The following is a 10,528-nucleotide window of genomic DNA, read 5'->3' on the forward strand; positions in this document are numbered from 1 at the left end:
TCACGGTGTGGTGACGACCGATGCGGCCGTCGCGCCCATCGGCTTGCCTGGGACGCAGGAGGCGCGATCATGATCACGACACCCCGCACCACACGGCACCGGTTCGCCGTCGGCACGATGGCGGCGGTCACCGCCGTCCTGCTCGTCGGCTGCTCCACCGGGGACGACGCCCCGGGCTCGGGCGGTCCGGCCGCCACGCGTCCGGCGTCCGAGACCCCGACCGACCCGACGGCCGCCGCCGGACCCGGCCCGGTCGCGCCGACCACCGACGCGACGGCCGTCACCGTCGCGGCCGACGCCGTGACGACCGACGTCGCCACGGACCTGGCCGCCCCCTGGTCGGTCGTGCGACTCGACACCGGGTCGTCGTTCGTCAGCCTGCGCGACACCGGCACCGTGCTCGAACTGCTCGCCGACGGCAGCACCCGCGAGGCCGGCACCATCGGCGGGGTCGTGCACGAGGGCGAGGGCGGGCTACTCGGCCTGGCCGTGCTCGCGGGGTCGCCGTCGTACCTCTACGCCTACGCCACGACCGCCGACGACAACCGCGTGGTGCGCGCGCCGATCACGGGTGAGATCGGCTCGTACGGCCTGGGCGAGCAGGAGACGGTGATCACGGGCATCCCCAGGGCGAGCAACCACGACGGCGGCCGCATCGCGTTCGGCCCGGACGGGGCCCTGTACGTGACGACGGGCGACGCGAACCAGCGGCCGAACGCCCAGGACCCCGGCTCGCTCGGCGGAAAGGTGCTGCGTGCGACCGCGATCGGCGGCGTGCCCGACGACAACCCCGAACCCGGGTCGCTCGTCTACTCGCTCGGCCACCGCAACCCGCAGGGAATCGCCTGGGACGCCACCGGCGCCGCCTGGGCGGCCGAGTTCGGACAGAACACCTACGACGAGCTCAACGCCCTCGAGCCCGGGGCGAACTACGGCTGGCCGGACGTCGAGGGGCGCGGCGACGTCGCGGGCTTCGCGGACCCGGTGCTGCAGTGGTCGACCGACGACGCCAGCCCGAGCGGCCTCACGGCGGTCGGCACGACGCTCTACCTGGCCGGGCTCGGCGGCGAGAAGCTGTTCGAGATCCAGGTGGCGCCCGGCTCCGAGGCCGTGCCGACCGAACTCTTCGCCGGCGACCGGTCGCTCGGCCGCATCCGCGACGTCCTGCCCGGTCCCGACGGCACCCTCTGGCTCGTGACGAACAACACCGACGGGCGAGGCACGCCGAGCGCCGGCGACGACCGCATCGTCAGCGTCCCCCTCACCCCGGCCCCCTGACCCGGCGGGCGCCACCGGAGGAGGCGCGGGCCGGGTTCCGTACGCCGGCCCCAGGAGGCGCGGGTCGGGTTCCGCACACCGACCCCGACACTCGCTCACACGCTGCGCGCCGCGCGGCCTGTTCGGGGGCCGGGCGGTTACCCTCGTACTCGATGAGCCAGCACGACCGACCCGACACGACAGCACCCGGCAGCGCCCGCCCCCAGACCGTGCCGCCGGGGTTCGCCGCGCCCGTCGTGCGCGGGACCGGTGGTGCCGGCGGCTTCGACCCCGTCAGCCTGCGCACGGCCGTCGACGTGCCCGTCGCCGAGGCCCGCCTTGCCGCCCTGGGCCAGAGCCGCAGCACCGCCGCCCTCGGCGAGCGCGCCGATCTGCTGCGCCTGCTCGGCCGCCTCGACGAAGCCCTGGCCATCGCCGAAGAGGCGTTCCGTCTGGCGCACTTCACCGGCGACCGGGCCGACTCGACGGCGGCCCGCATCCGACGGGCCCACATCTTCCGCGAGCAGGGCAAGCTCGACCGTGCACTGAACGACCTGCACACCAGCCGCATCACGGCCGCCACCGAAGAATGGCGCGAGCTCGAGGCCGCCGCCGCCGAGCTCGAGGGCTACACGCTCTACGACCTGGGCCGCAACGAAGAGGCGCGCGAGACCCTGGCCAAGGCGCTCGAGGCGTACGAGGCGTCCGGTGCCCCGCGCGACCGGACGAACGGCCTGCGCGTCGCGATCGAGGGCGTCATGCGCGCCTACCTCAGCGACACCGGCCCGCAGCCACGACTCGAGGCCCCGGCCGTGGGTGACACGAACCCGGTGCCGCTCCAGCCCCTGACCGCGTCGCCGACGTCGGCCCCTGCCCCGGCCCGATCCCAGGGCCGGACCCAGGTGCCCCGCTTCGACGGCATCGCCTCGCTCTACGGTGGTGCGCCCACGTCGACGCCGGCGTCCGCTCCCGCCCCGGCTTCTGCTCCGGAGGTGCCCGCGGGCACCGCGGCCGCGGCCTCCGGCGAGGACGCAGGGGCCGACGTCGTCCCCGCCCGCCAGCCCATGGACGCCGCGCGCACCGCCGCGATCAGCTTCGACCCCGAGTCCATGCCCGACGAGGCCGCCGCGTCGCCGGTGGCCGAGGCCGCCGCCGCCCGCGCCGAGAAGGTCGCCGCGACGGCTCCGGCCGCACCACGCGACGGTGGGCTCTGGGGCAAGATCAGCCACCTCGCCGAGCGTGCCGCGGGTCACCGCGACCGCGACTCCGACGAGTTCGACGCCGAGCGGCGGGGCGACGCCGAGCGTCGCGGCGCCGACGAGGGCCGTACCGGGGAGCGACCCCGCACGGGCGGCACCGGCGTGACCGGCGTGGTGGACGGCCTCCCGCGCGACGACGAGCCCACCACCTGGCCGTTCCCGCGGCGCTGACCCGCGCCTCCTGACCTCGACGTGGCCGACCTCGACCGGGTGCGGCGCTGGGCCGCCGCGCTCATCGACCTGCACCTCGACCCCGCCGTGTGGACCTTCGGCTTCGACAACGCCAAGACGCGCGCGGGCCTGTGCAACTACACGACCAAGCGCATCACGGTCTCGCGGCACCTCGCCGGCCGCTACGACGACGACGAGATCCACCAGGTGCTGCTCCACGAGGTCGCCCACGCCCTCGCCGGCTCCCGCGCCGGTCACGGTCCCCGGTGGAAGGCCGTCGCCACCGACCTGGGCTACGTCGGCTCGCGCCTGCACGACGGAGCCATCGCCAGCGAGCTCGCCCCGTGGGTCGGGGTCTGTCCGGCGGGGCACGAGCACTACCGCTACCGTCAACCGGCGCGACCACTCGCCTGCGGGAAGTGCTCGCGGCGGTACGACCCGGCCCACCTCATCACCTGGACGAAGCGCGCGGTCTGACACCGCGCCTCCCGGGGCGGGTCCGGGCGGAACGAGGGCCGTCAGGAGGCGCGTAACCGGTTAGGGTGGTCAGGTGCAGACCGGACAGTGGCTCAGATCCGACACCGACACCCGGTGGTTCTTCGACTCGGGCGCGCTCAGCCTCGACTTCGCGTACCTCGGCGGGTTCCGTGCCGGGTCGCGCTTCGGCCCGGAGTCGGGCCTCGACCTGCCCGCCGACGGGTCGCCCCCCTGGGACGGCCTCCTGCTGCCCGCCGACCTCGACGACTGGATCGGCGAGCGCTTCGACGGCATCGCGGGCTCGGCGGGCGACCGAGAGCTCGCCGACGCCCGGGGCCTGCGCGACGCGGTCGCCCGGCTCGCGGTCGCCGCAGCCGACGGCACCTCGACCGACCCCGACGACGTCGACACCCTCAACCTGTTCGCGGCCCTGCCCGACGTCCCGCCGTCGCTCGAGGGCGGACGACGCCAGGCCGGGGCCGGGCGCCTGCGGCTCGGGCAGGCGATGGCGTCGGTCGCGCGCGACGCGGTGACCCTCTTCACGGCCGTCGGCTTCGTCGGCGGAGCGGACTCGCGCCTCCGTCGGTGCACGAACGAGTCGTGCGGGCTCGTCTTCTTCGACGAGTCGCGCGCGGGCAGCCGCCGCTGGTGCTCGATGCAGCGGTGCGGCAACCGGGCCAAGGTCCGGGCGCACCGGGCCCGCGCCGCCCGCGCCTGAGCAGGGAGCCGCGCAGGCCTTTCGTGCGCTCCGGTCGCCGGGCCGCCCCGCTCGGCCACCGCTTCGACTTGCCGCCCCGACCTGCCGCCCACGATCGCTCCCTGCCCCTCTCCCCGCCACGAACTGGACAACCCGCCACGCGATTCGGTGGCGGGTTGTCGAGTACGTGGCGGGGTGAGCGATGCCGCCCCGGCTGGGGCCGCATCGCGCACGGAGGCGACGGTAGGTCAGTCGACGACCGAGACGTCCTTCCAGAAGGCGACGTAGCCCGAGTAGTCCTTGCCGACGCGGTCGAACGAGGTCGGGATCGGGGTCGGGTAGCTCCAGGCACGGTCCTGCAGCAGGTCGTCGCCCGACGTGACGCTGAAGTACTGCGTGTCGCCCTTCCACGGGCAGTGGTACTGGGTGGGGCTCTCGGTCAGCAGGTCGGAGTTCACGCTCGCGGGCGGGAAGTACCAGTTGCCCTCGATCGAGATCAGCTCGTCCCTCGGGGCCTCGGCGACGACGGTTCCGTCGGTGAGCACTGCCTTCATGGTTCCTCCTGAGGTCGGGGCGACGTTCGGGTCGCTCTGGCCGCAACGCTACGCCGAGGGGGTGAATTCCCCTCGGGAGCCCGACGGGGCCACGACGGCGAGGGCGGAGGACGAGGAGGCGCGAGCCGCGTCGACCACGTCGCCCCGGTCGGTGGCGACCAGCTCGGCCGCCGAGGCCGAGGCCGTCAGCAGGTGCGACGAGGCCCGGGCGAGCGCCCCGGAGGCGGCGCAGGCGACGGCGGCCTCGGGGGACGAGAAGTCGATGCCGACCGCGGCGAGCGCGTCGACCACCGCCCCGGCGGCGAGCTGGTCCTCGATGGCGGGCCGGAACCCGTCCGCCTCGACCGCCCCCGCGGCGACGATCGCCACGAGGGCACGGTCGCCCCGTCGGGCCTGACGCTCGACCACGTGCCGGGCCACCTCGGGCGCCGCCCCGGCGCCGGTGACGACCAAGACGTCGGCCCCGCTCGCGACCTCGGGCAGACCGGCGACGACGCGCACGGTCTCGTCCCGCGTCAGCGTGCCGTGCCCGTCGAGCACGTCGACCACGACGACGACGTGCGCGCCCGGGGCGATGCGGGCGGCTCCGGCCACGCCGTGGTCGAACCTCACCTGGTACTTCTGCTGGCCGTGCGGACTCATCCGACCAGCGTAGGCAGCCGCACTCGGACGCCGCCCGTGCGTGACGCGACGTGACGTGCGATCAGGCGGCGGGAGTTGGATCGGAGCATGCACGTGCAGCTCAAGCTCCGCCTCGCCTGCCCCGTCGATGTCGCGACCGACGCCCTGCGCGACCCTCGGGTCATGGTCGCCGTGACGAAGCCGCTGGTGGTCTACCGGTCCGAGTCGCCGTCGGGCTTCCCCGACCGCTGGACCGAGGAGGCGCACCCGGTGTCGGCGAGCATCCTCGGCGTCCTGCCGCTCGGCAGCACGCACGTCGACCTCGACTGGCACGAACGCGACGGTGCGTGGATCCAGCGAGACACCGGGCGTGGCACGAGCGGCCAGTTCGCCCGCATGCGCATCAACCACCGGATGGCCGTCGTGCCGGACGGTCCGGGCCACACGCTGTTGCGCGACCGCCTCGAGTTCCACGCCGGGGCGCTGGGCCTCGTGCTCTGGCCCGGGCTCTGGGCGACCTGGCAGTGGCGCGCCCTGCGGATGAAGGCGCTCGCCCCGACCTGGCGCGGGGCGTCGACCCACCCGAAGCACGTCTGACCCGCGCCGCGGTCCGCAGCGGCTCTTGGCCGTCGCGGGTCGGCCGTCGCAGGTCGACCGTGCCGGGCTGGCCGTCGCGGGTCGGCCGTGGCAGGTCGACCGTGCCGGGCTGGCCGTCGCGGGTCGGCCGTCGCAGGTCGACCGCTCCGCGTCAGGCCCAGAAGCCGGCGTGCACGGCCGAGGCCTCGTCGAGGAGGGCCGGTCCCGACACCGACACCGCGCCTCCCCCACGAGCGAAGACCTCGCGGCAGGGCAGGTCGAGCGTCGACTCGCCCTCCTGCTCGGTGACCATGCCGAGCAACTGCTGTTCGGCGAGCGCGTAGACGACCCGGCCGATGCCGGCCCAGTGGATCGCTCCGGCACACATCGCGCACGGTTCGGTGCTCGTGTAGAGGGTCGCGGCCTTGAGCGTCGACTTGTCGAACCGCTGCGCGACGAGCCGGACGAGGTTCATCTCGGCGTGGCCCGTCGGGTCGCCCTCGGTGACGACCGTGTTCTCGGCCTCGACCACGTCTCCGTCGGCCGTGAGCACCAGGGAACCGAAGGGATGGTTGCCGTGGTCGCGAGCCTGCTGCGCGACCTCGATCGCGCGGTGCAACCGCGCCAGGTCGGCCGGGGTGACGGTGGGGTCGGGAGTCGTGGTGTCGGTCGTCATGGGGCGAGCGTAGCCAGGGAGCACCGTCCGCCGCGGCCGGGACGGCGAGCTGTGGACGGGCGACCTGCCTGTGAGCGGGCCACGGGCGGCGGGGCGACCGCCTGCGTACGGTGGCAGAGGTGACCGACCCGACCCGCGCCTCCTCGTCCACCGGTGAGACCACCGCCGACACCGGCGTCGACGCCTCTGCCGAGGCCACGGCCGACGCCGACGACCGCTCCGCCCCGACGCCCGCCCAGGGAGCGCTCGACATCGCCTCGTGGCGGCGGACGATCCACGGGCTCTACCGCGACGTGCGCGAGGCGACCGACCTGGCGGCGGCGCACGACCTGTGGCGACGCACCCGCGACGAGCTGTTCTCGACGCACCCCTCGACCCCGCTGCTGCCCGAGGACCGCCCCGACTTCACCGGCCTGCCGACGAAGCCGTACGACCCGGCCTGGCGCTTCGAGGTGTCGGTCGAGCCGGCCGAACCGCGACGCATGGTGGTCGAGACCGGCACCGACGGCGACGTGCTCTTCGACCTCGTCGGCGTGGCCGACGTGCCCGGCGTCGGCAGCCTCGACGTGTGGAAGCTGGCGCAGTACGCCGGCGGCCTGTTCATCCCGGTCAAGGACGCGCTGGCGGGCAAGCCCGGCGGCACCTACGGCGGAGGGCGCTACCTGATCGACTCGGTCAAGGGCGCCGACCTCGGCACCGGCGGCGAACCCGGCACGATCGTGCTCGACTTCAACTTCGCGTACAACCCCAGCTGCGCCTACGACCCCGCCTGGGCCTGCCCGCTCGCCCAGCCCGGCAACACGGTCGCGGTCGAGATCCCCGTCGGCGAACGGTACGGGCGCGCGCACTGATCGGGGCCCGCAGGCGGACGCGCGCACCGCTCGATCCCGGCGGGCGGACGCGCGCACCGCTCCAGCCCCGCGAGCGGACGCGCGCACCGCTCAAACCCCGCGGGCTGGTCTGCGCCTAGCCCTTCGGCTCGGAGTCGACCTCCACCGCGACGCCGTAGTCGTCACCGCCGTCCGTGCTGATCACCGAGACCGAGTCGTAGACGACGTCGGAGCCCGGGGTCCTGACGTCGCAGTGCACCTCCGCCTGGTCGACGACGGAGACCGCGTCGTCGCCACAGTCGACGTCGGGGCGGGTGCCGACCTCCTTCTCGAGGGCGTCGGCGACCGTGGTGGCGAAGGCGCTGGACGACACGGTCCGGTCGATCGAGGCCGAGGCGGTGCATCCGACCAGGGCCGTCGCGAGGACGGAGGCGGTGATCACGCTCGAGACGACTGTCGATGTGCGCATGGGTGCAGACCTTCCGGACGAGGCGGAGACCGCGGTGCGTGCCCCCGGAGCCGCGGCCCTCGCGCCCCCGACGTGTAGCCAACCACGTCGTCCGGCCGGTAGAACGACAGGTCGATCCTCGCGCGCACGTCGACTAGCGTCGGATCATGACCCCGACGACGCCGCCCACCACCCCGTCGAGCCCGTCGAGCCCGTCGAGCCCGTCGAGCCCAGAGGTCGTGACGCAGGCGCTGCTCGACCTCGGCTCGCGACCCGAGCATCCCTTCAGCACGAGCATCGAGGGCGGACGCATCGTCTTCACCTGGGTCTACGACAAGGCGTCGGGGCCGTTCGGCAGCCGGGAGCAGTCGTACCGTCTGCGCATCACCCTGATCCCCGAGACCTCCGAGTACAAGAGGTCCGAGATCGGCGTCGAGCGGCAGCGCGGCTCGGTCAGCGGCTCGTACACGTTCAACTCGGCGAAGGTCGTCGGCCCGGTCAAGCGCACCCTCGAGGCCCACGGCTGGCACCGCCGACGCACGGCGCTGGGCAAGGCCATCCGGCGCCTGTTCTCGTAGCGGACGGTCGTCGGAGGTCAGGAGGCGCGGTGGGGGCGAGGCGTCCCGAGGGGCCGACCCGCGCCTCCTCGGCTCGTCCCCGGCGCCGCCACGCGGCGCCCCGCACGGCCGTGCACACCACACCCGTCGCGTTTTCCGGCGCCAGCCGCTAGGCTGGGGTCACTTGCGAGCCGGCCCGATCGGCTCCCTGCGTCGTAGCACGCCCCTCACCGCCTCTCCGTCCTGGCACACACCCAGGCAGACCAGCAGGCGCGCGAAGCTCACTCTGCGGCGAAACGATCGTGCACACCTGCACCGTCGCCACACCTCGAGCCCGGCTACGACAGCCGTCCTCCCGGCACTGCCCCGCCCTCGTGCGAGCACGTCCCCGACGTGCCTCCTCACCAGCAGGCGGCCAGGCAGCCTCGGCCCGGCTCGACACCGATGCCCCGAAAGGTGCACCACATGTCAACGAACACCCTCGACACCGAGAACACCACCGGCGCCACAAGCGTCGACGAGACGGCCGACGCCGTCACCTTCAGCTCGCTGGGCGTGCCCGCCCCGATCGTGAAGTCCCTCGCCGCGGAGGGCAAGACCACCGCGTTCCCGATCCAGGTCGACACCCTGCCCGACACGCTCGGCGGCCGCGACGTCCTCGGCCGCGGCAAGACCGGCTCGGGCAAGACCCTCGCCTTCTCGATCCCCATGGCCGCACGCCTCGGCGGCAAGCTGGCCGGCGGCAACCGCCGCGCCGGACGCCCCCTCGGCCTCGTCCTCGCCCCCACCCGCGAGCTCGCCACGCAGATCGACGCCGTGCTCGCGCCGCTCGCCGAGGCCTACGGCATGCGCACCACCACGATCTTCGGCGGCGTCTCGCAGAACCGTCAGGTGCAGGCCCTCAAGGCCGGCGTCGACATCATCATCGCCTGCCCCGGCCGCCTCGAAGACCTCATGAAGCAGGGCTTCGTCAAGCTCGACGCGATCGAGATTACCGTGCTCGACGAGGCCGACCACATGGCCGACCTGGGCTTCCTGCCCGGCGTCACGCGCATCCTCAAGGCCACCCCGAACGACGGCCAGCGCCTCCTCTTCAGCGCCACCCTCGACAACGGCGTGGACAAGCTGGTCAAGCAGTTCCTCCACAACGAGGTGCTGCACTCGGTCGACGAGGCCAACTCGCCCGTCGCCAAGATGACCCACCACGTCTTCGAGACGCCCGACGTCGACAGCAAGAACGCGCTCATCCAGAAGCTCGCGAGCGGCCAGGGCCGTCGCATCCTCTTCATGCGCACCAAGCACCACGCGAAGAAGCTCGCCAAGAAGCTCACCGAGTCGGGCATCCCCTCGGTCGACCTGCACGGCAACCTGTCGCAGCCGCAGCGCGACCGCAACCTCGCCGCCTTCCAGGACGGTTCGGCCCGCGTGCTCGTCGCCACCGACGTCGCCGCCCGTGGCGTGCACGTCGACGACATCGAGCTGGTCATCCACGTCGACCCGCCGACCGAGCACAAGGCGTACCTGCACCGCTCGGGCCGCACCGCCCGCGCCGGAGCCGAGGGCGACGTCGTCACCCTCGTCATCCCCAGCCAGAAGCGCGACGTCGCCCAGCTGATGAAGAAGGCGGACATCCGCCCGACCATCACCGCCGTGACGCCGAACTCGCCCGAGGTCGACGCCCTCGTCGGTGAGGTCGCGGCCTACGTCAAGCCCTCGCCCAAGGCTGCCGTCCAGCAGCAGCAGGGTGGCGGCGGACGCTCGCAGGGCGCGAACGCCCAGCGCAAGCGCGCCGCCCGTCAGGACTCGCAGGGCAACCCCATCGCCCGCCAGGACCGTTCGGGTCGCCCCAGCCAAGGAGGCGCGGGTCGCGGTTCCGACGCCGGTCGCGCCGGTGCCGGTGCCGGTCGTTCGGGTGGCTCGCGTGACGGCGGCCGCCAGGGTGGCCGCGACGGCGCCCGCCGCGACGCCGCTCCCCGCGGTGGCGCCTCGACCTTCTACTCGACCGAGTCGGGCCGCGGTTCGTCCACGCCCGTCCGCGACGACGCCCGTGGCACGCGCGACGGTGCTCGCGACGAGACCCGTGGCACCCGCCAGACCGGTCGCCGCGCCCAGAGCAGCGGCACCCAGAGCGACGGCGGCCAGAGCCGCACCAACGCCGTCCGCAACGACCAGGCCGAGTTCGCCGCGTCGCTCGGCGGCTCGCGCGAGGGCGGCCAGCGTGACGGCGGCCAGCGCAGCGGCGGACGACGCGCCTCGTCCGAGGGCGGCCGTCCCGGCTCGCTCAAGGTCGGCGGCCTCGTGGGCGGCAAGGCCCGCACCGGCGGCGGCCAGCGCGGCGGTCGCTGACCCGACCCGCTGCCACACCCCCGAACCGGCGTGACACCCTCTGATCCGAGGGTGTCACG

The 10,528-nt window shown here is 74.1% G+C and carries 12 protein-coding genes; 8 read left to right on the plus strand and 4 right to left on the minus strand.

The window, feature by feature from the left end; genetic code table 11:
- Positions 1 to 69: 69 nt before the first annotated feature.
- From ASL10_RS01810 to ASL10_RS01825, 4 genes are all read left to right on the plus strand, one after another.
- A complete protein-coding gene (locus tag ASL10_RS01810; RefSeq protein WP_056043724.1) occupies positions 70 to 1,278 on the plus strand; it encodes a sorbosone dehydrogenase family protein in 1,209 nt (402 codons plus the stop codon).
- A 152-nt stretch (positions 1,279 to 1,430) separates the two neighbouring features.
- A complete protein-coding gene (locus ASL10_RS01815) occupies positions 1,431 to 2,687 on the plus strand; it encodes a hypothetical protein (protein WP_056043726.1) in 1,257 nt (418 codons plus the stop codon).
- Positions 2,688 to 2,708: 21 nt separating this feature from the next.
- Positions 2,709 to 3,164, plus strand: a complete 456-nt coding sequence (locus ASL10_RS01820) for a SprT-like domain-containing protein (RefSeq protein WP_056043729.1) — start codon at positions 2,709 to 2,711, stop codon at positions 3,162 to 3,164.
- Between the two features lie 73 nt (positions 3,165 to 3,237).
- The gene (locus ASL10_RS01825) at positions 3,238 to 3,882 is read left to right on the plus strand and encodes a CGNR zinc finger domain-containing protein (protein ID WP_056043732.1); all 645 of its coding nucleotides are present in this window, start codon (positions 3,238 to 3,240) and stop codon (positions 3,880 to 3,882) included.
- Between the two features lie 227 nt (positions 3,883 to 4,109).
- Here ASL10_RS01825 and ASL10_RS01830 read toward each other — a convergent pair whose 3' ends face one another.
- The gene (locus ASL10_RS01830; protein ID WP_056043735.1) at positions 4,110 to 4,415 is read right to left on the minus strand and encodes a DUF427 domain-containing protein; all 306 of its coding nucleotides are present in this window, start codon (positions 4,413 to 4,415) and stop codon (positions 4,110 to 4,112) included.
- A 48-nt stretch (positions 4,416 to 4,463) separates the two neighbouring features.
- Positions 4,464 to 5,057: a hypothetical protein gene (locus ASL10_RS01835; protein WP_056043738.1), complete on the minus strand. Its 594-nt coding sequence runs from the start codon at positions 5,055 to 5,057 to the stop codon at positions 4,464 to 4,466.
- Between the two features lie 87 nt (positions 5,058 to 5,144).
- Here ASL10_RS01835 and ASL10_RS01840 point away from each other — a divergent pair, with 87 nt between their 5' ends.
- A complete protein-coding gene (locus ASL10_RS01840) occupies positions 5,145 to 5,633 on the plus strand; it encodes a hypothetical protein (RefSeq protein WP_056043741.1) in 489 nt (162 codons plus the stop codon).
- Between the two features lie 151 nt (positions 5,634 to 5,784).
- On the opposite strand, the gene ASL10_RS01845 is transcribed toward ASL10_RS01840, so the two are convergent.
- Positions 5,785 to 6,288, minus strand: a complete 504-nt coding sequence (locus ASL10_RS01845) for a nucleoside deaminase (RefSeq protein ID WP_056043744.1) — start codon at positions 6,286 to 6,288, stop codon at positions 5,785 to 5,787.
- A gap of 251 nt (positions 6,289 to 6,539) precedes the next feature.
- Here ASL10_RS01845 and ASL10_RS01850 point away from each other — a divergent pair, with 251 nt between their 5' ends.
- On the plus strand, positions 6,540 to 7,139 hold the full coding sequence (locus ASL10_RS01850) for a DUF1684 domain-containing protein (protein ID WP_056044537.1): 600 nt from the start codon (positions 6,540 to 6,542) through the stop codon (positions 7,137 to 7,139).
- 115 nt (positions 7,140 to 7,254) lie between these two features.
- Here ASL10_RS01850 and ASL10_RS01855 read toward each other — a convergent pair whose 3' ends face one another.
- Positions 7,255 to 7,587: a hypothetical protein gene (locus ASL10_RS01855; RefSeq protein ID WP_157485181.1), complete on the minus strand. Its 333-nt coding sequence runs from the start codon at positions 7,585 to 7,587 to the stop codon at positions 7,255 to 7,257.
- Positions 7,588 to 7,733: 146 nt separating this feature from the next.
- Here ASL10_RS01855 and ASL10_RS01860 point away from each other — a divergent pair, with 146 nt between their 5' ends.
- Together ASL10_RS01860 and ASL10_RS01865 are read left to right on the plus strand one after the other, a co-directional pair.
- Complete coding sequence (locus tag ASL10_RS01860; protein WP_056043750.1) at positions 7,734 to 8,144, plus strand: hypothetical protein; 411 nt, start codon at positions 7,734 to 7,736, stop codon at positions 8,142 to 8,144.
- Between the two features lie 444 nt (positions 8,145 to 8,588).
- On the plus strand, positions 8,589 to 10,469 hold the full coding sequence (locus tag ASL10_RS01865) for a DEAD/DEAH box helicase (protein WP_200922553.1): 1,881 nt from the start codon (positions 8,589 to 8,591) through the stop codon (positions 10,467 to 10,469).
- The last annotated feature ends 59 nt before the right edge of the window (positions 10,470 to 10,528 follow it).

This window comes from Frigoribacterium sp. Leaf8 (assembly GCF_001421165.1).
Taxonomy (GTDB): Bacteria; Actinomycetota; Actinomycetes; order Actinomycetales; family Microbacteriaceae; genus Frigoribacterium.

Coding starts and splice junctions, on each gene's coding strand:
- ASL10_RS01810 (WP_056043724.1), top strand. CDS start 70: ATGATCACGACACCCCGCACCACACGGCACCGGTTCGCCGTCGGCACG.
- ASL10_RS01815 (WP_056043726.1), top strand. CDS start 1,431: ATGAGCCAGCACGACCGACCCGACACGACAGCACCCGGCAGCGCCCGC.
- ASL10_RS01830 (WP_056043735.1), bottom strand. CDS start 4,415: ATGAAGGCAGTGCTCACCGACGGAACCGTCGTCGCCGAGGCCCCGAGG.
- ASL10_RS01835 (WP_056043738.1), bottom strand. CDS start 5,057: ATGAGTCCGCACGGCCAGCAGAAGTACCAGGTGAGGTTCGACCACGGC.
- ASL10_RS01840 (WP_056043741.1), top strand. CDS start 5,145: ATGCACGTGCAGCTCAAGCTCCGCCTCGCCTGCCCCGTCGATGTCGCG.
- ASL10_RS01845 (WP_056043744.1), bottom strand. CDS start 6,288: ATGACGACCGACACCACGACTCCCGACCCCACCGTCACCCCGGCCGAC.
- ASL10_RS01855 (WP_157485181.1), bottom strand. CDS start 7,587: ATGCGCACATCGACAGTCGTCTCGAGCGTGATCACCGCCTCCGTCCTC.
- ASL10_RS01860 (WP_056043750.1), top strand. CDS start 7,734: ATGACCCCGACGACGCCGCCCACCACCCCGTCGAGCCCGTCGAGCCCG.
- ASL10_RS01865 (WP_200922553.1), top strand. CDS start 8,589: ATGTCAACGAACACCCTCGACACCGAGAACACCACCGGCGCCACAAGC.